Origin of the sequence: Haladaptatus halobius, assembly GCF_020618475.1 — an archaeon.
In the GTDB taxonomy this organism is placed as follows: domain Archaea; phylum Halobacteriota; class Halobacteria; order Halobacteriales; family Haladaptataceae; genus Haladaptatus; species Haladaptatus halobius.
Genome location: NZ_CP085335.1, coordinates 1,749,132 through 1,771,579 on the forward strand (window position 1 = coordinate 1,749,132; position 22,448 = coordinate 1,771,579).

The 22,448-nt window shown below is 64.6% G+C and carries 26 protein-coding genes and 1 pseudogene; 12 read left to right on the forward strand and 15 right to left on the reverse strand.

Annotated features, from left to right (window positions below):
- Nucleotides 1-22: 22 nt before the first annotated feature.
- The 6 genes from LIW51_RS10110 to surE form a co-directional block, all read right to left on the reverse strand.
- Nucleotides 23-1,150: a glycosyltransferase family 4 protein gene (locus LIW51_RS10110; RefSeq protein ID WP_227374017.1), complete on the reverse strand. Its 1,128-nt coding sequence runs from the start codon at nucleotides 1,148-1,150 to the stop codon at nucleotides 23-25.
- Nucleotides 1,151-1,269: 119 nt separating this feature from the next.
- Nucleotides 1,270-1,404, reverse strand: a complete 135-nt coding sequence (locus LIW51_RS38500) for a DUF7331 family protein (RefSeq protein ID WP_255766635.1) — start codon at nucleotides 1,402-1,404, stop codon at nucleotides 1,270-1,272.
- Nucleotides 1,401-1,592 carry a DUF7576 family protein gene (locus tag LIW51_RS10115; RefSeq protein WP_227374018.1) on the reverse strand — a complete coding sequence of 64 codons (192 nt, stop codon included), beginning with the start codon at nucleotides 1,590-1,592 and terminating at the stop codon, nucleotides 1,401-1,403. The genes LIW51_RS38500 and LIW51_RS10115 overlap by 4 nt, the downstream gene beginning before the upstream one ends.
- A 2-nt stretch (nucleotides 1,593-1,594) precedes the next feature.
- Nucleotides 1,595-1,852 (reverse strand): HalOD1 output domain-containing protein, encoded by a 258-nt coding sequence (locus LIW51_RS10120; RefSeq protein ID WP_227374019.1) that lies wholly within the window; start codon nucleotides 1,850-1,852, stop codon nucleotides 1,595-1,597.
- A 77-nt stretch (nucleotides 1,853-1,929) separates the two neighbouring features.
- Entirely contained in the window at nucleotides 1,930-4,299 is a 2,370-nt protein-coding gene (locus LIW51_RS10125) for a bacterio-opsin activator domain-containing protein (RefSeq protein WP_227374020.1), read from the reverse strand.
- 37 nt (nucleotides 4,300-4,336) lie between these two features.
- On the reverse strand, nucleotides 4,337-5,113 hold the full coding sequence (gene surE, locus LIW51_RS10130) for a 5'/3'-nucleotidase SurE (protein ID WP_227374021.1): 777 nt from the start codon (nucleotides 5,111-5,113) through the stop codon (nucleotides 4,337-4,339).
- 206 nt (nucleotides 5,114-5,319) lie between these two features.
- Here surE and LIW51_RS10135 point away from each other — a divergent pair, with 206 nt between their 5' ends.
- Nucleotides 5,320-5,532, forward strand: coding sequence for a hypothetical protein (locus LIW51_RS10135; RefSeq protein WP_368411784.1), 213 nt, complete (start codon nucleotides 5,320-5,322; stop codon nucleotides 5,530-5,532).
- On the opposite strand, the gene LIW51_RS10140 is transcribed toward LIW51_RS10135, so the two are convergent.
- Complete coding sequence (locus LIW51_RS10140; RefSeq protein WP_227374023.1) at nucleotides 5,529-6,962, reverse strand: small ribosomal subunit Rsm22 family protein; 1,434 nt, start codon at nucleotides 6,960-6,962, stop codon at nucleotides 5,529-5,531. The two genes, LIW51_RS10135 and LIW51_RS10140, sit on opposite strands and share 4 nt — an antisense overlap.
- Nucleotides 6,959-7,714: a prephenate dehydrogenase gene (locus LIW51_RS10145; protein ID WP_227374024.1), complete on the reverse strand. Its 756-nt coding sequence runs from the start codon at nucleotides 7,712-7,714 to the stop codon at nucleotides 6,959-6,961. Before LIW51_RS10145 ends, LIW51_RS10140 begins: the two co-directional genes overlap by 4 nt.
- A 535-nt stretch (nucleotides 7,715-8,249) precedes the next feature.
- Between LIW51_RS10145 and LIW51_RS10150 the strand changes: the two genes are divergently transcribed.
- From LIW51_RS10150 to LIW51_RS10165, 4 genes are all read left to right on the forward strand, one after another.
- The gene (locus LIW51_RS10150) at nucleotides 8,250-8,627 is read left to right on the forward strand and encodes an ArsR/SmtB family transcription factor (RefSeq protein ID WP_227374025.1); all 378 of its coding nucleotides are present in this window, start codon (nucleotides 8,250-8,252) and stop codon (nucleotides 8,625-8,627) included.
- 5 nt (nucleotides 8,628-8,632) lie between these two features.
- A complete protein-coding gene (locus LIW51_RS10155; protein ID WP_227374026.1) occupies nucleotides 8,633-8,941 on the forward strand; it encodes a DUF7521 family protein in 309 nt (102 codons plus the stop codon).
- Between the two features lie 227 nt (nucleotides 8,942-9,168).
- Nucleotides 9,169-9,267, forward strand: coding sequence for a twin-arginine translocation signal domain-containing protein (locus LIW51_RS10160; RefSeq protein ID WP_227374027.1), 99 nt, complete (start codon nucleotides 9,169-9,171; stop codon nucleotides 9,265-9,267).
- A gap of 38 nt (nucleotides 9,268-9,305) precedes the next feature.
- Complete coding sequence (locus LIW51_RS10165; RefSeq protein ID WP_227374028.1) at nucleotides 9,306-9,794, forward strand: hypothetical protein; 489 nt, start codon at nucleotides 9,306-9,308, stop codon at nucleotides 9,792-9,794.
- Between the two features lie 75 nt (nucleotides 9,795-9,869).
- Here the strand turns inward: LIW51_RS10165 and LIW51_RS10170 are convergent, their stop codons facing one another.
- The gene (locus LIW51_RS10170; RefSeq protein WP_227374029.1) at nucleotides 9,870-11,222 is read right to left on the reverse strand and encodes an LLM class flavin-dependent oxidoreductase; all 1,353 of its coding nucleotides are present in this window, start codon (nucleotides 11,220-11,222) and stop codon (nucleotides 9,870-9,872) included.
- 394 nt (nucleotides 11,223-11,616) lie between these two features.
- Here LIW51_RS10170 and LIW51_RS10175 point away from each other — a divergent pair, with 394 nt between their 5' ends.
- On the forward strand, nucleotides 11,617-11,844 hold the full coding sequence (locus tag LIW51_RS10175; RefSeq protein WP_227374030.1) for a hypothetical protein: 228 nt from the start codon (nucleotides 11,617-11,619) through the stop codon (nucleotides 11,842-11,844).
- Between the two features lie 184 nt (nucleotides 11,845-12,028).
- Here the strand turns inward: LIW51_RS10175 and LIW51_RS10180 are convergent, their stop codons facing one another.
- The gene (locus LIW51_RS10180; RefSeq protein ID WP_227374031.1) at nucleotides 12,029-13,261 is read right to left on the reverse strand and encodes a carboxylate--amine ligase; all 1,233 of its coding nucleotides are present in this window, start codon (nucleotides 13,259-13,261) and stop codon (nucleotides 12,029-12,031) included.
- 203 nt (nucleotides 13,262-13,464) lie between these two features.
- Here LIW51_RS10180 and LIW51_RS10185 point away from each other — a divergent pair.
- Nucleotides 13,465-14,288: pseudogene (locus LIW51_RS10185) on the forward strand (DMT family transporter).
- A 70-nt stretch (nucleotides 14,289-14,358) separates the two neighbouring features.
- On the opposite strand, the gene LIW51_RS10190 reads toward LIW51_RS10185, so the two are convergent.
- The 4 genes from LIW51_RS10190 to LIW51_RS10205 form a co-directional block, all read right to left on the reverse strand.
- Nucleotides 14,359-15,153, reverse strand: coding sequence for an aldo/keto reductase (locus LIW51_RS10190; protein ID WP_227376783.1), 795 nt, complete (start codon nucleotides 15,151-15,153; stop codon nucleotides 14,359-14,361).
- A gap of 488 nt (nucleotides 15,154-15,641) precedes the next feature.
- Entirely contained in the window at nucleotides 15,642-16,814 is a 1,173-nt protein-coding gene (locus LIW51_RS10195) for a M24 family metallopeptidase (protein ID WP_227376784.1), read from the reverse strand.
- 105 nt (nucleotides 16,815-16,919) lie between these two features.
- Nucleotides 16,920-17,465, reverse strand: coding sequence for an NUDIX hydrolase (locus LIW51_RS10200; protein ID WP_227374032.1), 546 nt, complete (start codon nucleotides 17,463-17,465; stop codon nucleotides 16,920-16,922).
- A complete protein-coding gene (locus LIW51_RS10205) occupies nucleotides 17,462-17,632 on the reverse strand; it encodes a hypothetical protein (protein ID WP_227374033.1) in 171 nt (56 codons plus the stop codon). The genes LIW51_RS10200 and LIW51_RS10205 overlap by 4 nt, the downstream gene beginning before the upstream one ends.
- A 30-nt stretch (nucleotides 17,633-17,662) precedes the next feature.
- On the opposite strand from LIW51_RS10205, the gene LIW51_RS10210 reads away from it, so the two are divergent.
- The 4 genes from LIW51_RS10210 (at nucleotide 17,663) to LIW51_RS10225 (ending at nucleotide 20,761) form a co-directional block, all read left to right on the forward strand.
- Nucleotides 17,663-18,115, forward strand: a complete 453-nt coding sequence (locus LIW51_RS10210) for a universal stress protein (RefSeq protein WP_227374034.1) — start codon at nucleotides 17,663-17,665, stop codon at nucleotides 18,113-18,115.
- A 51-nt stretch (nucleotides 18,116-18,166) separates the two neighbouring features.
- Nucleotides 18,167-19,456 carry a 3-phosphoshikimate 1-carboxyvinyltransferase gene (gene aroA / locus LIW51_RS10215; protein WP_227374035.1) on the forward strand — a complete coding sequence of 430 codons (1,290 nt, stop codon included), beginning with the start codon at nucleotides 18,167-18,169 and terminating at the stop codon, nucleotides 19,454-19,456.
- 149 nt (nucleotides 19,457-19,605) lie between these two features.
- Nucleotides 19,606-19,887 (forward strand): alkaline phosphatase family protein, encoded by a 282-nt coding sequence (locus tag LIW51_RS10220; protein ID WP_227374036.1) that lies wholly within the window; start codon nucleotides 19,606-19,608, stop codon nucleotides 19,885-19,887.
- A 100-nt stretch (nucleotides 19,888-19,987) separates the two neighbouring features.
- Nucleotides 19,988-20,761 carry an alkaline phosphatase family protein gene (locus tag LIW51_RS10225; RefSeq protein WP_227374037.1) on the forward strand — a complete coding sequence of 258 codons (774 nt, stop codon included), beginning with the start codon at nucleotides 19,988-19,990 and terminating at the stop codon, nucleotides 20,759-20,761.
- Here LIW51_RS10225 and LIW51_RS10230 read toward each other — a convergent pair.
- A complete protein-coding gene (locus tag LIW51_RS10230; RefSeq protein ID WP_227374038.1) occupies nucleotides 20,758-21,171 on the reverse strand; it encodes an Ig-like domain-containing protein in 414 nt (137 codons plus the stop codon). The two genes, LIW51_RS10225 and LIW51_RS10230, sit on opposite strands and share 4 nt — an antisense overlap.
- A gap of 103 nt (nucleotides 21,172-21,274) precedes the next feature.
- Between LIW51_RS10230 and aroC the strand changes: the two genes are divergently transcribed.
- Complete coding sequence (gene aroC, locus LIW51_RS10235) at nucleotides 21,275-22,423, forward strand: chorismate synthase (protein ID WP_227374039.1); 1,149 nt, start codon at nucleotides 21,275-21,277, stop codon at nucleotides 22,421-22,423.
- The last annotated feature ends 25 nt before the right edge of the window (nucleotides 22,424-22,448 follow it).

A 22,448-nucleotide genomic window follows, 5' to 3' on the forward strand; every position in this document is an offset into this window, starting at 1 on the left:
CCTCGCAAAACGGTTGCGGCCCTCAGGCGAGCGCCTCGGCGGCGAGTTCGCGTATCTCGCGCCGGAACCGCGCTCGCCCGAACCGACGCTCGACCTCCGCGGTGCTCGCCCGCACCTCGCGCTGAAGCTCCGGATTCGAGAGCACGCGGTCTATCTTCTCGACCGCTCCCTCGGTCGTGTCGTAGCGGAGTTCCGGCCGCTCCCCGACGATCTCGCGCTGGCCGCCGTCGTTCGGAACGAACGGAACTGCACCCCCGGCGACGAACTCGGCGACGACCATCCCGAAGTGTTCGTGGCGCTTCCCGTGCAGGCCGTAGCGGTGCTGTGAGATGATGTTGACGAGTTCGTCGCGCGAGCGCTCGCCCTCCAGGTGGACGTAGTCGCGGTCGGCCGCCAGCGCGGCGATTTCGCGGGCGTACTCCCGGTCGTACGCGGGGCCGACGACGTGGAGGTGCACGTCGTGGCCGCGTTCGCGCACGCCGTCGAGAATCTCGATGTTTCGCTCGACGTTTTTGTAGCGGGCGAGTCGACCGATCGTGACGAACCCGTTCTCGCGCTCGCCCCACGGTTCGTCGACGAAGCCGCGGGTGTCGACCGGCGGGTGGACGACGCGGGGACGAACGTCGTACGCGTCCTGCACCACGCCCGCCATCCAGTTCGAGTTGGCCGCGATGGCGCTGTCCCGTATCTCGGCGGCGTCGACGCCGCCGAGTCGGTAGCTGAGTCGGTCGTAGAGGTGGTCGACGAACCCGTCCTGACCGACGCGAGGGGAGACGACGTTTCGCGCGAACCGGGGCGTGTGGATGTACTGGACGAGCGGGCCGGGCACGGAGAGTTCGTTGTCCGTCCCGACGACGAGGTCGAACGCCGACGCTCGCCGCTCCGCGAACCGATTGAGGAGCGCGTTCCGGAGGTTGTACAGCGGTGGCTCTATCGCGTCGAGGAACTCCGCGACGCCGGGCGGCCACCGAACGTCCACGTCGCCGACGTCGGTCCTGAAGTATTCGTTCAACGCCGCGAGGTCGGGCGGAAAGAGGGTGAAAAGCGTCACGTCGTGGTCGTCCTCCAGCGCCTCCAGGACGTTCATACAGACGCCTTCGCCGCCGCCCTTCGCCATCAAGTTCGTGTGTGCGACTACTATGGTAGCCATCTTCGTTCCCCCGAAGTTTATCGCTAACCGAGGATGCGACGGCAGTTAATTCTTGACGCCGAAGTGCGTCGCCGACGAACCGGGCGTGTATTCTCGGGTGGATGTCGCTTCCGCGACCGCTACCGACGCACCGTCACTGTCACGCTCGACCGAATCCACGCTCGTTCGTTCTTCGGGTCGTAGAACATCGCCACGACGCCGTACTCGTTCTCGTACTCGTCGTACTCTATCTCGTTGTTTTCTCTGTTAGTCATTCTCTATTTCGTTGATTCCACGCGGTTCGACAGTCTGCGCTGCAGAACGGATACAGGTGGAGCACCCCGCCCGCGTCGGGTTCGGCGAGCACAGGATGCCACGCCGTGAGTTCGATAACTTCCCCGCAGGTCGCACAGATTCGCTCGTCTGAGGACGCGTCGCCCGAATCCGGACTCCGTCGGGTCATCGTCACGTGTCGAATACCGTCACCCGCCCGTCGCTGTGGACGCGTATATCGAACCCTGCCCACGAGAACTCGACGCGCCCGTTCGCAGTCCGGCGGTGGAAGAGTGAATCGAGCGCGTCCGGGTCGATAGCGTCGTACAGACACGTGTCGAACTCGCCTGCGTCTTCGTACCCCGCCGCGTCCATTACGGCAGTGAGGACGGCGAGGGACAAACGGTCGTCACCCCGACCGTCGGTTCGGCTTCCTGTTTTCGTCTCCATACATACTGAAAGACGACGACCGGCTAAGTCGCTTCCAGCTAGGTTGAACGTACCCGAAAACGGCGGGGGCTATCTATCTAGAGGTCGCTTTCGTCTACCAGTCGTCGCAGTAGCTTTCGCTCCGCGGCCCGCAGGTGGTGTTGGAACGTCGGCTGTGAGATGCCGAGCGACCGACCCACCTCCTCCCCGGTGCTCTTTCGCGGCGAGTCGAAGAAACCGCCGTAGTAGGCCATCTCCAACACCTCCCGTTGGCGGTCGGTCAGCGTTTCGGCGAGCATCGGTTCGAAGTCGCTGGACGACCACGGTCGCTCCCGCTGGCGGCGACTCCGGAGTTTCATGTCGGGAAATCGCGTCCGGAGCACTTCGACGAACGTCCGAACGTCCGCGTCCGCCGACAGACGAACGACGACCTGTCCGGGCAGTCCGTCGGCCACGAACGTCTCCGGAACCGCGCCGTGGTCGAGGAGCGTCGCAACGAAACTCGACTCCGTCAGCGTCGCCGCGAACACGGCGACGTCGTCTCGGTTGCTCACGAGTTCGACGCCGGCTACTTCGAGCGAGCGCGCCGCGACCTCCCGCACCGCATCGGGGGCGGCGTTTCGAACCGTGAATATCGATTTCAGCGTTCCGTTCGGTTTCGAGACGACGCCCACGAACTCGACGCAACCGCCCGTCTCGCGGGCGATATTCACGAACACCACCGTCGGGTCGCTCACGTCGAACTCCAGTTCGATCACCTCGCCGCCGGCGAGCGCCTTCTTGCTCTCGACGGCGTTGATGGCGTACCCGACGGTCTGGCTCACGTCTTCGAGGACGGAGCGTTCCAGTTTGTCGAAGGTCCCCACTCGGTCCGAGTAGACGGTGAGCACGCCGTAGACCGCGTCTCCGTAGGACAACGGAAGCGCACAGACCGACCGATAGCCGCGTTTCAGCGCCTCGCGCCGCCACGTCTCCGATGCCGGGTCGCGGAGCACGTCTTGAACAACGTGCGCCCGCCCCGTCCCGAGGGTGATTCCGGTCGGGTCGCTCCCGTCGTCGTCGGTTCTGACGGTGATAGCGTCGAGGAAACCGCGCTCGACGCCCGACCACTCACGCGGAAGGACGACTCCCGACGCGGGGTCGTCCTGGCCTATCCACGCGAACCGGTACGAACCGCCGCTCGTCAAGCGACGGCAGACCGCCCGTTCGATCTCCTCGCGGGTTCGCGCCTCGACGAGAGCTCGGTCGATGCGCCGGATACCTTCGTTCAATTCGTTGAGTCGTTCGAGCGCCGCGTTCTGCCGACGGAGCGTCGCCTCCTGCTCTCGCAGCATTCGTTCACGCTTCGCTCGCCCGAGTGCGGATTCGACGGCGGCGGCACAGAGTTCCGCGACGTCGAGTGCGGTGTCGTCCGTCACGGTGGTGACGAAGACGCCGTGATTGCCTAGCGGCAGGACGACGATATCGCCGACGAACCGCGGTTCGTTCTCGGTGAACGAAGCCCACGCGACGCCCTCGTTGGCCAACAGTCCATTCGGAAGCGGTTCGGCGCGTCGCGTCCGCGCCCGCGGGAGAAGCGTACCCGACGATTCGTCGTACAGCGCGAGCAGCGTGTCGGGGAGGTCGAGCACCTCCTCGGCCCCCTCGACCGCGAGTTCGCACACTTCGTCCGCCGTCCGTGCTTCCATCAACACCCGCGTCAGATCCGACAGGGCGGCGAAGATCTGCTCGTGTCGCTCGCGCTTCGTCACGTCCCTCGCCACGCCGACGACGTGGTCGACCTCGTCCAAATCGTCCAGCACCGGCTGATAGACGACTTCGAAGATGGCGTCGTTGACCTCGCGGGTCGCGTGAACCCGCTCGCCGGAGAGGGCGCGACGGCAGTCGGCGACGATGTCGGGATAGCCTTCGTAGCGGTCGAACACCGAGTCGCCGACGACCTCCCCGTCGACGAGATCGAGCGCCTCCAGTCCGCGACCCTCGGAGAGCGTGAACGAACCGTCGGAGTCGAAGGCGAAGAGGACGAGCGGGACGTTCCTGATGGTCGTCAGATAGCGTTCGAGGCGAAACTCGTGTTCCCTCCGTTCGGTCACGTTCGTGTGCGTGACGACCACGTACGGTTCGGCACCCGACGCGCGAATCGCGCGCATCAGGAACCAGTGTCGCTCGTCGGGCGAGTGGCAGGGGTATTCGAGCGTGAACTCCGGTCGCTTTCCGGCGAGCACGTCGCGGAGTCCGGTCGCGGTTCGTCGCACCTCCGGGTTGTCCGCTCCGTCGCACACGTCGAGGTAGTTGGCGCCCAGCGTCGGGGTCACGAGACCGTTCGCTCGGCCGAACTCCTCCCACTCGCGGTTCGTCGCCACGATGGTGCCGTCGGTATTGAGGATGGCGACGTTCACGGGAGACGCCCCTAGCGCGACCCCTCCGATGTCACTCCTACTACGTCTCTCTCCTTTCCCCCCACTCATCAAGGCGGGTTAGCTGTGAGCGGGTAAAACGATAGCGCTACTCCCGGTACGCGGTGACCAGTTCGTCCAGCGATTCGTGGTGTTCGGTGGTGTGCGGCGCGGTGAGCGGGGAGACGCTGATCCGTCCCTCGTACACCGCGCGGCGGTCGGTTCCGTCGGGGTCGGGAAGGGTTCCCTCGTCCATCTGCTCCCACGTCAGGTCGTGTAAGGTGACGACGCCGCCCTCATTCGTCGCGTCCATGTCGTAGACGCGAGACGGTTGGGTCACTTCCATCGCGGCCGGTTCGTCGCCCGGCATGGGCGCGTTGACGTTCAGATATTCGGCCTGCTCGAAGACGCCCGCATCGAGGGAGCGTTCGACGAGATAGTTCGTCGCCCGCGCCGCCTCGGCGTACTCCTCCTGCGTCGTATCGTGGGGCCAGAGGTGATTTGGGACGTGGAGCGAAACCGCGATGGCGGGCACCTCGAAGAAGGCGGCTTCGACGGCGGCGCTGACGGTTCCGGAACGTCCGAGGACGTAGGCTCCGAGGTTCGCTCCGTTGTTACAGCCGGAGACGACGATGTCGGGATACGGGCCGAGTTCGGCGAGTCCGGCGACGACGCAGTCCGTCGGCGTCCCGGCGACGGCGTAGCCGAGTTCGTGTTCTTCCACTTCCGCCTCGTATGACATCGCCCGTCCGACCGCGCTCTGGTCGGTGGCGGGCGCGACGGTGGTGACGTTTCCGACCTCCTGTAGGGCATCGTACAGTGCCCGGATACCGGGACTGTCGATGCCGTCGTCGTTCGTCAGGAGTATTTCTAGCGAATCACCCATGCACAGGGGGTCGGAACGGGGGCGCAAAAGTGCTCCGTTCTGCGCTTTCGGGCGCTGTGAGACGACGAACTGTCACGGGGGCGGACGATTCGTCTTGCACTTGTCCGACGTTGGTACCACGGGTTGTGACCTATGTTGAAAATCAAGATTGTTAATTAACGTATCACATGGATTTATGCTATGGCGTTCACTTTGTCTAGATGGACATGGCGGAGGGAAACGTCATCGACGCTCGGACGCTCGAACTCAACTACGAGTACGCCCAACGCAACGTGGACGTGCTATCCATCTGGTTCGAGTGTGAGCCACGGAAAACGGTCGAACTGTTGGCGGAGAACAACATCCCGCTGTCGCCGAACGACGCGGGAAAATTCGGCTCGTACTACGAGTTCGTTCGGGGGTGCGCCGAGGCGAACTAGAGGCGGTCGACGACCGTCTTTTCGTCCACCACGAGATTGTAGGCTCCCTCGTCCTCGTTCCACAGCACGAGCGCGTCCTCGAACGAGAGTAGACTTCCGTACTCCGCGTCCCGGAGCGCGCGGTTGAGCGACGTCTCGTTCGTCAGCACCGCGAAGTGTCCGACCCTTTCGCTCCCGTCGCCAACTTTGAACACGTCGTTTCGCGTCTCGCCCTCTGACAGCGAGCGACTGAGTTTCACCGCCACGAGGCTCACCCGTTCCGTGACGTGCCGCTCCATCTTCGCCATCTTCGCCGACCGGGCGAGGTCGGCGGTGAACTCCCGCCTGCGCGCGCCGTCGGTTCGGAGGACGACGTGCGAGAACTGCACGTCGACGTTGACGAACTCGCCGTCCCCGCCCGGTCGATTCCCGTCCGCACCGTCTTCGTCGTCCAGTCGAGCGCCCTCGTCCAATCGGCGCTGGAACGCCGGAACGTCGAGGTCGGGTTTCACGTCGAACGACCAACCCCTGTCGCTCGGCTCCTCGCCGGGCCAGAGTCGAAGGGTCGGCGAGTACACCGTCGTCCGGTCGGCGACGCTCCGCTCGATTTCCCGCAGGCCGGTGCTGGCGTTCTTGTCTGCCGGGGCGATAGCGACCAGCGACCCGTCCGGCGCGAGGAAGTCGAGATATTTTCGAACCACCGCTTCTGGGTCGTCCAGTTCATTCAGGACGTTGGCGAACAGCACGAGGTCGTACTCCCCTTCCGATTCGAACGCCTCCGCCGTCTCCCGGTGTACCGTCGCGTGAAAGTTCAGCCGTGTTTCTTCGAGCATCGCGGCGAGCACATCCGCTGTGTCGCCGGGTTCGACGGCGTGGTACTCCACGAGGGCGTCGTCCGGCAGAAAGTCGTGGAGACCGAGGGCGGGACCGCCGACCCCGGCACCCACGTCCAGCACGCGGAGTTTCCGGGGGAGCAGGCCGCGCTCCGCGAGTTCGGCCAACACGTACTGGACGACCGCGTAGTAGTCGGGTAGGTGATAGACGGCGTAGCCGAGCGCCACTCCGTAGTCGTACTCGACGGGGTTCTGCGCGAAGTAATCTTCCTTGAGGCCGCGAATCGTCTCGCGCAATTTTTCGCCCGACTCGTCGTCGGGCCATCCCGCCCCGAACTCCGCGACGAGCAGGTCTTCCAGCTTTCTACCGTACTCCTCGGGAAACGACTCGACGCCCCGAAAGTCGGACTGTATCGGCTCCTCGGACACCGGTTCGAAGGTGCCGTCGTCGCGCTCGACGAGACCGAGCGAGAACGCCTCCTCGCGGAGCAGTTGCCGAACGACCGCGGGGTGCGGTCGGCCTTCGACGTACTCGGCGATCTCGTCGGGGTCGACGGGGCGCACATCGCGGAGGTACAGCGCGTTCGACCGCACCTGCTCGCGCCGATCTGCGTTCATTCTCCCGCCTCCTCGTCCTCTTCACGGTACGCGTCCGCCTCCCGGTACAGTCGCTCGAACTTGGTCGGGTCGGCGTCCGCGAGTCGTCGCGCCGCGGTTGCGACTCCTTCGCCCCCGTCGAAGGTGGCCTGGATGTCGGCGTAGACGCGCGGGTCGCCGTCCGTAACTTGGGCCGCGAGGTCGGCGAGGTCGTCGTAGACCGGCGTCCGCAGTCCCTCTGGCACGGGGTCGGCCGCCAGCGCGAACGCGAGCACCGCGACGTGCGCGCCTGCCTGCACGGTCGCCATCGCCTCGTCGTGTTCCTCGGGCGTCGTCTCGACCAGCGCGTTGCCGCGCGATTCGAGGTCGGCGAGCAGGTCGTCGATGACCGGGCCGGGTTCGTCCGCGACGACCGCCACGTTGCCCGGCGCGTTCTCCGGGCCGAACAGGGGGTGGAGGCTCGCGCGCTCGCGGTCGGGGGCGTGCTCCGCCATCGCGGCCACGGAGTCGGCCATCACGCCCGAAACGTCCAACAGCGCGCGCTCGGCTTTCGGCGCGTGTTCCCTGATGGCCTCACCGACCGCGGGCATCGGCACGGCGAGACAGACCGCGTCGAAGGAGTCCTCCGCGTCCAGCGCGACCGCTCGCCCGCCGAGTTCCTTCGCTGCGTCCTCCGCGACCGCCGGATCCGCGTCGGCGAACGCGAGGTCGCGGTCTATCGACTCGGCGAACCAGCGACCCATCGCGCCCGCCCCCACGACGAGTACGTTCATCGGATTTTGGTTGGCGGGGTTGGCTGAAAAGGTGTTCGTTTGTCGTGGTTTCTCATCGTGACAGTCGGTCCATCTTCGAACTCGTGGACCGCGCTCCTTTCGAAACGAACTCGGTTACTCCAGCGGGCCGGGCGATCCGCCGAAAAAGATGGGTGAGACTCAACTACGTGGAATCTTCCACCAGTGGTGTTATGTACATCGCTTCAGTAGTTCCCTCTATGCCGGAGCGGTACTGTGATTAATACTCGGGATACAAATAAAACACCGCTACAAAGCGCTGCGAGTTGTTCAGAACTGAACACCGTACGGCGGTTCCAACCGCCGGTCGGTTCACCAGTTACGTCGAACACGTCCTTCGAAAGACCGTTCGTATCGACCACCGTTTTTAGCGGTCACGTTTCCCGATGGCCAGAAATCGTCCTCCAGGGGTGCGAGGATAGCGAGTTGCGTATCTCCATCCGCGGCGGAGTCGGACCGAGCGCGAACGAGCGACTATCCCCCTTCTACCACCCCCCGAAAACCCACATGAGCGATGATGACACCGACGAATACATCGGTCGAACCGGAAGTGATCATCGAACTCGTTTCACGAGAAGCTCCGCGCTGTATCCTTGCGATGGCAAGCGACCAGTCGTATACCGCCGAAGAACTCGCCGACGAATATGATGTCTCGACACCGACCGTCTATCGCCACGTCGGTGTCCTGCAAGAACACGGTTTTCTCGAAGAGACGATTCGAATCGACCGATTCGGTGACCATCGGAAGGCGTACGAAACGACGCTCGAGCGTGTCTGTCTCACTTTCGTAGACGGGATGGTTGGTGCGGACATTCACGTTCGACAAGATTTCATCGATAAATTCAGTAGTTTCTGGAGCGACTTGGAGCAATCCGGAATAGAACTGCGGTGGTAACTCGTATGATCCTCGCAACCTCATCGGAGATATGGATACTGACGCTCATCCGAATCCTGCTGGTCGGACTCGCCGGGGGGTTCGCCGTCGTCAGTTACCTCGCCTATCGGCGTGAACGAACTCGGTCCCTCCTCGGAGCCATCTTCGGCTTGGGCATGATATCCCTCGGTCTAATCATCGAACTCGCGTACGAAATCGGTATCAAGGGCAGCTTTTTCCTCACGGAAGCGGAAGTCGTCCGCCTGCAGCTCATCGAAGGTCTCTTTCTCATCGTCGGATTCGTCGTTCTGTTCTACTCGATTAGTAGACGCTGACACCGTCCGAACGACGAGCGCCCATCCCGACGTTTCTCACCGTGATTTCGAGGCGGATTCGGGGTCGTTGTACCCAGTTCTCATCCCCACGAATCCGCCGCGGGTAAACACTCGTTGGAAAATCGCTGGCGGGGATTTTGAACTCACTTAAATTCTGGCTTCGACTGCAACGGATGAAGCCGCACTGGTGGGTTAATTCTCCTTCGGGTCGTTTGTTTTGACGTAGTATGAATCGACGAAAGCTCCTCAAGTCGACGGGCGTAGCGGCGGCAAGTCTCTCGGTGGCCGGATGCCTCGACGACTTATCCGGCGGGTCGGGCGGATAAGACAAGGGAGACGAAACCGTCGATACCGAGAATCCCGGTTGTTCGACATCGACTCGAACGTGCTCGAAGAAAAGATGGAGAAGGAAGTGACGATTACCCAGTCGGTTCTATACCGAACGTCCGAAAACTTCGGCGTTTCGTTCACGGTGAAAAACAAGACGGGTGCACCGTTGAGCGATGTGACGGTTCACGCTCGGCTATTGAACAAGAAGGACGAACCGATCGATACGTTCGAGACGGCGCTTTCCGAAGCGGAATCGATCGTCGACCTCGACTCCAACGAGAAATGGAACGGCGAGATCGTCTTCGAGGACACGGACCCGAACGTCGTACTCAAGGACGTCAAAGCGTACGAAATCTGGGCGACCGCCCAAGCCGAGCAAACGGTAACCGACGACGGTTCCGGCGGAAACGCCTCGTCCGGAAACGCGACGAACGGCGATAACTCGACGAGCGGAACAACTCCTCGTCGTAAAGCGCTCGACGGGCAAGAAAACGGAATTTTTTCGGGGTTACATTCGAAGTAGCGACGGGTCTCACAGTCCGTCGGAGCGACTCCTCCACCGATGGCACGACGTCCCCTCGGTTGTACCCGGTGCGTTTCAGCGTTTCGCCGGATGATCGTCCGCGAGATACCGCCGCCCGAGCACGTTCTCTCGGAGCGTCTCGCCCTCGTACTCCTCGCGCACGAGACCGCGCTCGCGCAGTTCCGGCACCACCAACTCCACGAAGTCCCGGAGCGTTCCGGGGCGGACGATCTCTTTTACGTTGAAGCCGGTGACTCCCGTCTCCTCGCGCCAGCGTTCGAGTTCGTCCGCGACCTGTTCGGGCGACCCCACCACGACCGGGGAGGTGGAGCCGAGGCCGCAGAACTCCGCCACGTCCCGAACCGTCCAATCGCGCTCCGGGGCGTGTTTGGTGAGGGCGTTGACCGCGCCCTGAATCGCCTCGGTTTCGATGTGCTCGACGCGCTGGTCGGGCGCGAGTTCCGAGAAGTCCAAATCCATGAACCCGCCGAGGAGGGTCAAGGTCGCCTCGTAATCGACGTTCTCGCGGTACTTCTCGTACTTCGCCTGTGCGACCTCTTCCGTCTCGCCGACGACGGGCGCGATACCGGCGAAGAATGCGAGGTTGTCGCCGTCTCGTCCCCACTCCTCGGCGCGCTCCCGCACGTCCTCGACGTAACTCCGGACGGCCTCCTCGGTGGGCTGGCTGACGAACAGCGCCTCCGCGTTTCGGGCGGCGAAGTTTCGCCCGCGGTCGGACGACCCGGCCTGGTAGAGGACGGGCGTGCGCTGGGGCGAGGGTTCGCAGGAGTGCGGGCCGGGCACCGAGAAGTGGTCGCCCTCGAAGCCGATAGCGTGCACCTTCTCGGGGTCGGTGTAGCGTCTCGCCTCGGCGTCTCGAACCACGGCGTCGTCCTCCCAGCTATCCTCCCATAGGCGATAGCAGACCTGCACGAACTCCTCGGCGCGGTCGTAGCGCGCGTCGTGTTCCATCCGCTCGTCGAGGCCGAGGTTCTCGGCGGCGCTTTCGAGGTACGAGGTGACGACGTTGAACGCGAGTCGCCCGTCGGTGACGTGGTCTAACGTCGAGAGTTCGCGGGCGAGTTGGTAGGGGTGGACGTAGGTGGTCGAGCGTGTGACCGCGAAGCCGAGGTGGTCGGTGACGCTCGCCATCGCCGGGACGAGCAGTTCCGGGTCGTTCGCCGGGGTCTGGACGGCCTTCTCGATGGCGGTGTCGCGGCTCCCGCCGAACACGTCGTAGATGCCCCGCACGTCGGCGAAGAAGACGGCGTCGAACCCCCCGCGCTCCGCGAGACGGGCGACCTCCTGCCAGTAGTCCAACTCGGTGTAGCGGTGGGACTGGTCGCCCGGCGTGCGCCAGTTGCCCGCCGTCACGTGCTCGACGGCGTTCATCGTGAACAGGTTGAAGTGGATGGTCTCGTCGGTCATCGTACTCGTTGGTCATGAGACGCGTTCGAGCGAGGAAAGGTGGCCCGGAGGCGGCAGGCTTGTCCGTCATCTGAGTTGCTGGGGGTTTAACTGTCGTGTTCCCGGTGTAACCCCGGAATCGAGGTGACGACAAATAACCGAAATCACCTACGTACTCCGTTGCGATAAACGAGTTACCGCAGGAGCGTCGTGCTCAAAAGCCTCCGGGCGCTCGTTCGCTCCTTCGTCGTTCACGAGAACACCCGGTCCCTTTCAGTCCCACCCCGCACCACACCGCATCTGCCACCGCCCGCACCCTCCTCAATCGATTGCGCGTGGTTCGAGAAAGCTTCGCTCTGTCGTCATCACGAAATCGAAGATTTCCGAACGACTTCGCTCACGTTCGTTCGCTCCTGTGCTCATCCCTCGCATGGTGTCCGACGGTGGCGGCGAGGCCAGCGGTCAGCCGAGCCGCCACATCAATGCGCGCCGCGTCGTTCGTCCGGCCGGCCGCCGGGGTTGCGCCAGCGCGCTGCGCGCGAGGGGTGAGCGAAGCGAACACCGAGCGCCTTACCGAGCTGGCGGGGAGGAGTGGGGACACTGGCGGTTGCGGTGGCGGTTCCTCGGCGGACTGAAGGAGTGAGCGCGCTCCGCGAGCCCCGGCGAAGCTCCCGCGAGCGAACGAACGTGAGCGAGATGAAGCGCGCAGCGAAGCGGGGGAGCGGGTGAGGGCTTTTGAGGTCACGAAAACGGTAGTCGATTCGCGTTAAACCACTCCCAAGAAGCGTGAGAGAATTTTCGGACGACTCGAAAGACCGAACTCCGATTTAGCAGGAGCAGTAGTACTCGCCCGTCCCGAACTCGGTCTTCATGAGCCGGTACGCCGGATTCGGATCGCTCGGCCGATACACCCCGGTCGTCAAGCCCTCCGATTCCTCGAATCCGCCGGACAACAGTGACTCCCACTGCCCCGTCGAAAGCACGTCCGAGAAACCGGCATCGCTTGCAAGGAGTTTCAGGTAGTCCGCGATGTAGACCCACGTCACGTCGCCGACGTTGCCCGCCTCGAACTCCTCGCCGACCGTCTCGGCGTAGGCGGCCCCCGGCAGGTCGGCACCCGCCTGCACCGGCAGACTTATCCACTTCCACGGGCGGGTGTTGATGTCCAACAGGACGTACTCCTCCCGCGATTCGTCGTAGACGAACTCGGACTCGCTGATGCCGTGGTAGCCCGTCTCCTCCAGCACCGACAGGGCGCGGGCTTCCACCTCAGGCCTGTCGGTTCCGCGGACGAGGCAGGACGTGCCGAACGCCCGCGGATACCGAACGCGGGCGTTGCCAACGAAGGTGACGGGGTCGCCCTCTCGCGGAACGTAGGACGCGAGCGAGCAGTCCCGCCCCACCGCGATGGGAATCTTTTCTTGTGCCATGACGTTGATGCCGGCGTCCTCGGCCATCGCAACCACGTCCAGAAGCTCCTTCCTGTCCCCCACCTCGATCACGTTCGTCCCGACCGCTTCCTCGAACTCCCTCTTGAGCGCGGGTTTGACGACCAGCGGGAAGCCCAGAGCGTCCGCCGCCTCGTCCGGGTCGGTATCCGAGAGGCGGTACGTCTCGGGGTACGGGATGCCCAGTTCCTCGGCTTTCGCGTACAACGACTCCTTGTCGAGGACGGCGTCGATGGTCTCTCGGCCGGCGAAGGGGAGTTGGACGCCCTCTGGTTCGGTTCGGGCGAAGGCGTGCACCCACTCGTCCATGCAGGGGAACGCGACCGGTTCGTGACCCAGTTCGGCGGCGAGGGCTTCCACGTCCTCGCGGAACCCCTCGCGGTCGTCCAAGGGGTAGGTCACTTGTCCCGCGAAATCCACGGCGTCGGAATACGGGGCGACGCCTTTCCCGTTGCGGTCGACGGTGATGATGGGTACGTCGTGCGCGGAGAGCGCGCGTGCGACGCTCAAACCGGTCACGTGTGCGTTGCAGACTATCGCCGGCGGCTTTTCGAAGGTCGTCTCCGCCACCGCCTCGCGGAGACCGTTGAACGAGCGAAATTCGTCGGCCATGTATCGCCCTTCTCGAAGCGCGGTTAAAGGCTATCCGACTGGGCGAGAACCTCCGGTTTCTCGGAGCCGAAATCGTGTCGAGGACTGTCAACACGATGAACGCAGTTATGCTCGACCGTCGCGTTCGTGCTACCGTGTCACGAACGCGCACCATCGCGGCGTTCCTCCTGCTCGCCGCTCTCTGAGGGAGTTCGTTCGCCGCGATTCGCGTCGGCGTCTCCGACGTTCCGCCGGTGTTGTTCGCGGCGCTTCGGTTCTATCTCGCCGGGGCGGCGATGTTGGCGTACGCAATGGTCTCCCAATCGCGGTGGCGGCCGCGCGGCGAGGACTAGAAGTCGGTCGGGGTCGGCGGGGCGCTGTTCGTCGCGGCCCATCACGCCTTCCTCTTCGTCGGCGAGCAGTACGTTACGAGCGCAGTTGCGGGAGTCATCATCAGTCTCGATCCCTGCTGGCGGCGGGGTTTTCTGCGCTCCTGCTTCCCGAGGAGCGACTGTCCTCGCTCGGGATCGCGGGACTCCTGCTCGGTCTCGTCGGGACAAGTATCGTGGCGAATCCCGACTCGGGAACCGTCTTCGGAGCCGACTTCCGCGGGGTCGTCCTGGTCTTCTTCGCCGCCGCCGCGTTCGCCCTCGGCGCGGTGCTCACCCGACGACTGCGAACCGACCTTCCCGTCGCGTCGATGCAAGCGTGGATGATGCTGGCCGGGGCACCCCTCCTTTACGCGGTCAGCGTCGCACTACCGGGCGAATCGCCGTCGGCCGTGGCGTGGACGACCGACGCAGTTCTCGCGCTCGGCTACTTCGCGTTCGTCGCGGGCGGCGTCGGCTTCTTGCTCTACTGCGACCTGCTCGACCGACTCGCCCCAGTCGAAATTAATCTGGTCGGTTACGTCGCCCCTGTCTTCACCGCCCTCTCAGGGTGGGTCGTCCTCGGAGAATCAGTTGCGGGGAGCACGCTCGCGGGATTCGTCGTCATCGTCGCCGGATTCGCGCTGGTGAAGCGACGGGCGCTGGCCGACGCGCTCTGAAATCCACGCCAGCCGGACTACGGTACGAACTCGGCACCGCGAACGCATCCCGATCGGCGTTCGTCGGTCGTCACCCGTTCCACGGAGCGCGGTCGGGGTCGACCAACCGTTCCTCCCGGTCGATGCCGTCTATCTTCGCCACGTCCTCCTCGTCAAGTTCGATTCCGAGGCTCAGCCAGTTCTCCCGGAGATGGTCTCGGCTGGTGGCTTTCGGGATGGCGGTCACGTCCTTCTCGCGGCACCACGCGAGGCTGACCTGCGCAGGCGTCGCGTCGTGCTTCTCGGCGACCTCGCGAAGTTCGTCCACGTCGTCAACGTCGCCGCGAGCTATCGGCGAGTAGGCGACGAGTTCCACGTCGACGTCCTCCTGCGCACAGAACTCGCGGAGTTCGTCCTGTGGGAGCAAGGGGTGCATCTCGACCTGGTCGGCGAAGATCGGTTCCTCGGCGACGTCTACCGCCTCCTCCAGCAGGTCGACCGTGAAGTTACTCACGCCGATCTCCTCTATCAATCCCTCTTCACGAAGTTCCGCGAACGCTTCGAGGGTGTCCGCGGCCTCGTACTCGCCGGTCGGCCAGTGGACGTAGAGCAAGTCGACGTAGTCGAGTCCCAGTCGGTCGAGGCTCTCCTCGGCGCTCGTGAGGACGTGGTCGTAGTCGAGATTGTCGGGACTGACCTTCGTCGCCACGAAGAGGTCGTCGCGGGGTACGTCCGACTCGGCGATGGCGTCGCCCACCGCGGACTCGTTCTCGTACATCTCGGCGGTGTCGATGTGGCGGTAGCCCATCTCCAGCGCCGTGCGAACGCTCTCTACGCACTCGTCGTGGTCGTCCATCTGGTAGGTGCCGAGACCGAACATCGGCATCCCGCGCGTCGACGGCGCGGAAAGTGCGGTCACGTCCTCGCCGGGTTCGGATTCTTCTCCTCGCTCGCTTTCAGTTTCCTCTTCGCCTGCTCTCTCTCGCTCGCGTTCCCGCTCGGCTTCGCCCGCGACGCTCCCCATCGAACTCGGCTGCTCGGCGGTCGCGGCACCTTCGTCGGCGGTTCCGCCGCGTCCCGCTTCTCGGTCGGTCGGGCCGCCTCGCTCGGGGGTGCCGGGCGTCGGCCGAACCTCGGTTTCGGCGGCACCCGGCCCGAGCGATAGCCCTCCCTTCTCCGAACGCTTCCCGAGCAGGAATCCGGCCGCGAAGGCAGTTCCGACGGCGAGCGCGCGCCACAGGACGTTCGAACGCCGCGGCGTCTCCCCCGTTTCCGCCCCTCGCGTCGTCTCCTCCGCTCGTGACTCCTCGGTGTTCGTTCTGGGTTCGTCCATGGCGCTCAGTTCACGAGACGATTACTTTTCGGTTGTGGCGGTCAGTCCACCACGAGGTCGATCGGATAGTCGGTGAGGTTCTCGTACCCGTCTTCCGTGACGACCACCAGGTCTTCGATGCGGACGCCGCCGACCGCGGGGTCGTACAGGCCGGGTTCGACGGTGACGACGTGGCCGGGCTTCAGTTCCCCGCCGTCGGGACTGATTCGCGGGAGTTCGTGCACGTCGAGGCCGACGCCGTGACCCGTGCTGTGGATGAAGCCCGTCTGGGTGTCCGGATCGCTTCGAAGGGTAGCGTAGCCCGCGTCCTCGTACACGTCGCAGACCGCGTCGTGGACTTCCTTGCCCGTCGCGCCCGGTTCGAGGGCGTCGAGCGCCGCCTCGAACGCTTCGTGGGTCAGGTCGTGGCGGGCGCGAATCTCCTCCGACGGTTCGCCGCGGACGAAGGTGCGGGTCATGTCGGCGTGGTACTTCGACGCCTTGTCGCGCGGGAAGATGTCGACGATGATGGCCTCGTCGGCCGCGAGTGGCCCGCTTCCGCGATTGTGGGGGTCCGCCGCGTCGGCTCCGCAGGCCACGATAGTCTCGTCCAGTGCAGTTCCGTGGCGCAGGAGCGTCACCTCGATCTCCTCTTTCACGCGCTCGCTCGTCAACACCTCGCCCTGATAGCGGAGCAGACCGTTCTCGACGGTTGCCGCCGCGAGCAGGTTCTCGGCGGCCTGCATCGCCGCCTCGTTGGCATTCTGCGCCGTCCGGACGTGCTCTATCTCCTCGTCGGTCTTCGTCGCCCGGATACCGGTGATGACCGCGCTCCCGTCCGGTTTCACCGTCACGCCCTGCTCGCGCAGTCCGTCCGCGGTTCCGACCGGGAAGCGCGCGGGCACCGCCACCGACTCGACGCCGCGGTCGGCGAGGAACTCGGCGACGACGCGATTGTCCGCCTCCTCCAACCCGTACTCGGCCACCTTCTCGTGGTAGTCGTACTCCGATTTCCGGACGACGCTCGCCGCGTCGCTCTCCTTTTTCGCCCGGCCGTATTCGAGGCTGGAGACGAGCAGGTGGACGCCGTCCGCGTAGAGCGTGGTGAAGGCGTCGGGCGCGTCGAATCCGGAGAGATACAGTTGGTCGGAGTCGGTCGAGGCCGCGTCGACGAGGTAGCCGTCCACCGCCATCGAATCGAGCGCGGAATCCAGCGCAGAGAGGTCTTTCGCCATGTGTTCTGCGACAAAGGCGAGCGACAAAACGATGTCGGAGAAGTGATGTGCGAGACGGGATGGTCGCATACCGGACAGTCTCGAACGAAACCGCCAGTATCGCGCCTAATCTTCGAACGCCAACTCGATGCGCTCCAAATCCGACTCCCGTATCCGGTCGGACGACGCCCGTAGTTCCCGGAGCGGTCGGAACGCGACTTCGAACTCCTCGGATTCCGGGGTCAGTTCGCCCGAGGCTTCCGAACGTTCTAGCGCGTACATGATCAGGTAGAACACGACGCTCGGAAACTCGGTGTGGAGGATAGTGAGGAACCGCAGATTCGAGGGACTCGCCCGTAGGCCGGTCTCCTCTTCGAGTTCACGAACGCCCGCCCGTCTCGGTCCCTCGTCGTACTTGGCGTGGCCTCCGGGGAGTCTCCAGACGCCCTCGTGCTGCGGTATCGGTTCGTCGAGAAGGAGGACACTGTCCTCGTCGTGGACGACCACGCGGACGCCCGGAACCGAGTTGCGGGAGAGCACGAGTTCGAACTCCGAGTGCCAGGGATACTCACTTCCCTCGAACTCGCGGGTTCCTAGCTCGGCCCCGCACCGGTGACAGTGGTCGGGTTCGACGGCGACGGAATCGATACCGACGGATTCGGTGTCGATCATGCGGGTGTGTACCACGCTCGGCGACGAAAGCGTTCCTCTGTCACAAACATCTCAGATACTCGAACATCTGTGAGCGTCGAGTTCGACCCGCCAGCGGCCGGTTCGGTGGTAGCGAGTTCCTCGAATCGTACCTTCCGCGACACCTCCACCTCACAGCCGAAATCCACATCCCGCCTCGCGGCGTACGAAGACGAGCCATGGGGGGATACCTAATCGCCATCGACGGGTCGCCCGCGAGCAAAGACGCGCTGAAGTACGCAATCGACCTCGCGGAGGACACCGGCAGGTCGGTCACCGCAGTTCACGTCGTCGTTCCGGAGCAGTTCTTCACGGGGGGTGACACGCCGCCGGTGAACTTCGCGGAGGCGAACAGGGAACTCGTCCTGTCGAGCATCGAGGACGCCGAAACTCACGGACAGGAGCTACTGGACGAAGCGAGCGCCACCGCCGACGGCGAGGGAACGTCCATCGACACCGGCCTGCTGTACGGCGAGCCGGTCGAGCGAATCACGGAGTTCGCCGAGGAGAACGACTTCGAGGCCATCTTCGTCGGCCATCGCGGAACTTCGGAGCGGTACGAGGGGTTGTTCGGGAGCACCGCGAAGGAAATCGCCGGGCGCGCGACGGTTCCCGTCACCGTCGTCCGGTAGTATCGTCCGATAGGCGGTATTCTATTGGTTCTCCGTTACGACTGGTCGCACATGGACATAGAGATTTCCCACTCGGAACTCTCGGGGGCGGCGCGGGCGCCGCCGTCGAAGAGCTACACCCACCGTGCCATCCTCGCCGCCGGCTACTCGGGCGGGGCCCTGGTGTACGACCCGCTCGTCAGCGCCGACACGAAAGCCACGATGCAGGCGGTGGACGCCTTCGGCGGCGACGTTATCGACACCGGCGAGGCCATCGAAATCGACGGCTTCGACGGCGAACCGCGGGTTCCGGCGGACGTCATCGACTGCGCGAACAGCGGGACGACCATGCGACTCGTCTCCGGCGCGGCGGCGCTCGCGGACGGCATCAGCGTCCTTACGGGGGACTCCTCGCTTCGCTCGCGCCCGCAGGGGCCGATGCTCGACGCCGTCGAGCAGTTGGGCGGGCGGGCGGAGAGCACCCGCGGAAACGGGAAAGCACCGCTCGTCCTGAAAGGGCCGATAGCGGGCGGGACGGTGTCGATTCCGGGCGACGTATCCTCGCAGTACGTCTCCTCGCTGCTGATGGCGGGCGCGCTGACGGAGGACGGCGTCACCGTCGAACTGGAAACGGAGCTCAAGTCGGCTCCCTACGTCGATATCACGCTCGAACTGCTGGCCGAGTTCGGCGTCGAAGCCGAGCGCGACGGGCGAACCTGCCGCGTCGCGGGCGGGGAGTTCTACGAACCGACCGACGGCGAGTACCACGTTCCCGGCGACTTCTCCTCCATCTCCTACCTGCTCGCCGCGGGTGCGCTCGCCGCGAAGGACGGCGAAAGCGTGCGAATCGAGGGCGCATACCCCAGCGCACAGGGTGACACTTTCATCGTCGACGTGCTCTCCCGGATGGGCGCGGACGTGGACTGGAACCGAAAGGACGGCGTGCTCATCGCGCGGAAATCGTCGCTCTCGGGCGTCGAGGTCGACGTGGGCGACACCCCCGACCTGCTCCCGACCATCGCGGCGCTCGGCGCGGTCGCCGAGGGCGAGACGCGAATCGTCAACTGCGAGCACGTCCGGTACAAGGAGACCGACCGCGTGGCCGTGATGGCGACCGAACTCTCGAACCTCGGCGCGAAAGTCGAGGAGGAAGAAAACGTCCTCACGATTCACGGCGGGAAGACGAACCTTCGAGGGGCGGTCGTGGGCGGTCACGGCGACCACCGAATCGTGATGGCGCTCACCGTCGCCGGACTCGCCGCGGACGGGACGACGACGATAGTCGACGCCGAACACGTGGACGTGTCGTTTCCGGATTTCTTCGAGGTGCTCTACGACCTCGGGGCGGAGGTGCAGCGATAGCGTCAGATATTTCTCACGAATCGACGATTCTCGGGTATGCTACAGAGACGAGTCGAGCGCCGACTGCTCGAAGCACACCGAGAGGGAGCGTACGTCTTCCCGCCTACGACGATTACTGTTTCGCCAACGTCCCCGAAACCGCCCTTTCGGTGCTCGACTCGTCGTTCGACCGGCGACTCCCCGACGACGCGTTCGCGGGCGTCCAGCGTGACGACGTGGAGAACGTCGTCGTCCTGCTCGTGGACGGCTTCGGCTACGAACTTTGGAAGCGCGATCGCGACGCGCACTCGCTTCTCTCGACGCTGACGGAGCGCGGAACCGTCACGCCGCTGACCTCCACCTACCCCTCCGAGACGGCGGCGGCTATCACGACGATTCACACCGGCCGTAAGCCCGTCGAACACGGACTGCTCGGCTGGTTCCAGCACTAACTACCGCGAGTTCGACGGCGTAGTCCAGACGCTTCCGTTCGCGTCGCTAGCTGGTGAACCCGCCGAGGAAGCGTTCGGCGAGTCGGCCGACCCCTCCCTGTTGTTCGACGGCGAACCGCTCTACCGTCGGGCCGAAGCCGCCGGAATCGACACGTACGCGGCACAACCCGCCGGTTCGCTCGACTCCGACTACTCCCAGCTGACGGTCGGCGACGCGGAACGGCTTCCGTACCGCAACGTCGCGGAGATGGGGTTGAAAGTCCGAGAAGCGCTCGAAACGGCCGACGGTTCGAGCTACATATACGCCTACGTTCCGACCATCGACGCCGTCTCGCACGCCGCAGGAACCGAATCCGAAGCGTACCGGACGCAGTTGGCGATGGTCACGGAGTGCGCGCGCAGGGAGATAGTCAAGAAACTCGACCGCGTCGTCGCCGAGGAGACGCTCCTGCTCGTCACGGCCGACCACGGCCACGTCGATACGAGCGATAACGTCGATATAGGCGGGTTCGACCCTATCTGGGACGATCTCCGGCGAGATGCCGGCGGGAATCCGATTCCACCCGTCAGCAGTCCGAGAAATCTCCAACTCCACCTGCAACCTGGCACCGTCGGGCGGGTCAGAAACGCGGTCGAAGCATCGTTCGACGCGAGAACGTTCACGCGCGAGGAGGCGCTATCGCAGAACCTGTTCGGCCCCGGCACGCTGAGTGAGCGATTCGAACGACAGTGCCCCGACCTCGTGGTCACCCACCGCGAGAAGGGGCTGTGGTGGGACGAATCCGAACTCACCCTCGTCGGGATGCACGGCGGCCTCTCCCGCGAGGAGATGCTCGTCCCGTTCGCGGCGGCGCGCGTGGCCGATCTGCGTTAGGCCGTCGACCCCGTATCCGTATCTCGACACGTCGCGGCGATTCCCACCCCGTCCTTGCCGACGTCGACCAGAATCGTGTTCGTCGAACAGCCGTACATCCGCCACTCCGCCTCCCGCCACATGTCGTTGTCCACCTCGACTTGCACGCGGTACGTTCCCGCTTCGAGGACGTTCTTCTGGGTGACGACGCGGCCCGGCCAGAGGTGAAACTCGTCTTCGAAGCTCTCGTCCACTTTCGCCCCCTCGATATCGACCGAGACGGTGCGCCGTTCGTCGAAGTAACTGCGGACGCGCAGGCTCACCGGTTTCACGGGCGCCCCTCCGTAGTCGAGCGGGAGTCGGTCGACGCACCCTCCGAGCACCCCGAAACCCCCGAGACCCAGTAGGGCGGCGAAACGGCGCCGATTCATCGAATCGAAGTTCTCCGTCGAGGTATTTATGTGCTTTTGGCGGGGCGGCGAAACGTTCCGCCTCCTACAACACCTAAATGGTCTGCACCCACAGTGACGGGTAATGAACGGAAATCGGTTCGGACGCCTCTTTCAGGTGACCACCTACGGCGAGAGCCACGGCGAGGCGATGGGCGTCACCGTGAGCGGCTGTCCGGCGGGATTGGAACTCTCGGAGGAGGATGTACAGCGCGACTTAGACCGACGAAAACCCGGTCAGTCGATGATAACGACGAGCCGGAACGAACCCGACGCCGTCACTATCAATAGCGGGATACAGGACGGCTACACGACCGGGACGCCAATCGGGATGATCATCCAGAACAAGGATGCTCGCTCCGGAAAGTACGAACCGTTCGTCACCGCGCCGCGCCCGAGCCACGGCGATTTCACCTACTCCGCGAAGTTCGGAACGCGAAACTGGGGCGGCGGCGGGCGGTCGTCCGCCCGCGAGACGGTGAACTGGGTCGCCGCCGGAGCCGTCGCCAAGAAGATACTCGCGGAACGAGGGATCGAGTTGAAAGCCCACGTCAACCAGATCGGCGATGTGCGGGCCGACGAGGTGAACTTCGAGGAGTTGGTCGAACGGAGCGAGGAGAACGAAGTTCGCTGTGCCGACCCCGACGCCGCCGACGAGATGCTGGCGGCGATAGACGAGTACCAGCGCGAGGGCGACTCCATCGGCGGGTCGATCTACTTCGAAACGCGCGGCGTCCCGCGCGGACTCGGCGCACCCCGATTCGACTCGGTCGAAGCGCGCCTGGGACAGGCGATGTTGGCGATTCCGGCGACGACCGCCTTCGAGTTCGGACTCGGAAAGGAAGCCCGAGAGTGGGCGGGTTCCGACCGAAACGACGAGTGGAAGTTCGACTCCAACGGCGACCCGAAACCCGCCTCGAACCGTCACGGCGGACTACAGGGCGGCATCACCACGGGCGAGCCGATCTACGGCGAGGTCACGCTCCACGCCCCCACCTCGATTCCGAAGACCCAGACCACGGTGGACTGGGAGACGGGCGAAGAGAAGGAGGTGCAAGTCATCGGGCGACACGACCCCGTCCTTCCGCCGCGCGGCGTGCCGGTGGTCGAAGCCGTGCTGGCGCTGACGCTCGTGGACTTCATGCTCCTCGGCGGATACATCAATCCCGACCGACTGGACGACCGACCGGGGGAGTACGACACCAAATATCACCCGACAGCTCCGGACGAGTGACATCTCGCGGTAGATATTTACCCTC

What these genes read in the sequence shown, in the direction of transcription:
- LIW51_RS10110 (WP_227374017.1), bottom strand. Translation starts at nt 1,150, where the DNA reads ATGGCTACCATAGTAGTCGCACACACGAACTTGATGGCGAAGGGCGGC.
- LIW51_RS38500 (WP_255766635.1), bottom strand. Translation starts at nt 1,404, where the DNA reads ATGACTAACAGAGAAAACAACGAGATAGAGTACGACGAGTACGAGAAC.
- LIW51_RS10115 (WP_227374018.1), bottom strand. Translation starts at nt 1,592, where the DNA reads ATGACCCGACGGAGTCCGGATTCGGGCGACGCGTCCTCAGACGAGCGA.
- LIW51_RS10120 (WP_227374019.1), bottom strand. Translation starts at nt 1,852, where the DNA reads ATGGAGACGAAAACAGGAAGCCGAACCGACGGTCGGGGTGACGACCGT.
- LIW51_RS10125 (WP_227374020.1), bottom strand. Translation starts at nt 4,299, where the DNA reads ATGAGTGGGGGGAAAGGAGAGAGACGTAGTAGGAGTGACATCGGAGGG.
- surE (WP_227374021.1), bottom strand. Translation starts at nt 5,113, where the DNA reads ATGGGTGATTCGCTAGAAATACTCCTGACGAACGACGACGGCATCGAC.
- LIW51_RS10135 (WP_368411784.1), top strand. Translation starts at nt 5,320, where the DNA reads ATGGCGGAGGGAAACGTCATCGACGCTCGGACGCTCGAACTCAACTAC.
- LIW51_RS10140 (WP_227374023.1), bottom strand. Translation starts at nt 6,962, where the DNA reads ATGAACGCAGATCGGCGCGAGCAGGTGCGGTCGAACGCGCTGTACCTC.
- LIW51_RS10145 (WP_227374024.1), bottom strand. Translation starts at nt 7,714, where the DNA reads ATGAACGTACTCGTCGTGGGGGCGGGCGCGATGGGTCGCTGGTTCGCC.
- LIW51_RS10150 (WP_227374025.1), top strand. Translation starts at nt 8,250, where the DNA reads ATGACACCGACGAATACATCGGTCGAACCGGAAGTGATCATCGAACTC.
- LIW51_RS10155 (WP_227374026.1), top strand. Translation starts at nt 8,633, where the DNA reads ATGATCCTCGCAACCTCATCGGAGATATGGATACTGACGCTCATCCGA.
- LIW51_RS10160 (WP_227374027.1), top strand. Translation starts at nt 9,169, where the DNA reads ATGAATCGACGAAAGCTCCTCAAGTCGACGGGCGTAGCGGCGGCAAGT.
- LIW51_RS10170 (WP_227374029.1), bottom strand. Translation starts at nt 11,222, where the DNA reads ATGACCGACGAGACCATCCACTTCAACCTGTTCACGATGAACGCCGTC.
- LIW51_RS10180 (WP_227374031.1), bottom strand. Translation starts at nt 13,261, where the DNA reads ATGGCCGACGAATTTCGCTCGTTCAACGGTCTCCGCGAGGCGGTGGCG.
- LIW51_RS10190 (WP_227376783.1), bottom strand. Translation starts at nt 15,153, where the DNA reads ATGCCGATGTTCGGTCTCGGCACCTACCAGATGGACGACCACGACGAG.
- LIW51_RS10195 (WP_227376784.1), bottom strand. Translation starts at nt 16,814, where the DNA reads ATGGCGAAAGACCTCTCTGCGCTGGATTCCGCGCTCGATTCGATGGCG.
- LIW51_RS10200 (WP_227374032.1), bottom strand. Translation starts at nt 17,465, where the DNA reads ATGATCGACACCGAATCCGTCGGTATCGATTCCGTCGCCGTCGAACCC.
- LIW51_RS10210 (WP_227374034.1), top strand. Translation starts at nt 17,663, where the DNA reads ATGGGGGGATACCTAATCGCCATCGACGGGTCGCCCGCGAGCAAAGAC.
- aroA (WP_227374035.1), top strand. Translation starts at nt 18,167, where the DNA reads ATGGACATAGAGATTTCCCACTCGGAACTCTCGGGGGCGGCGCGGGCG.
- LIW51_RS10230 (WP_227374038.1), bottom strand. Translation starts at nt 21,171, where the DNA reads ATGAATCGGCGCCGTTTCGCCGCCCTACTGGGTCTCGGGGGTTTCGGG.
- aroC (WP_227374039.1), top strand. Translation starts at nt 21,275, where the DNA reads ATGAACGGAAATCGGTTCGGACGCCTCTTTCAGGTGACCACCTACGGC.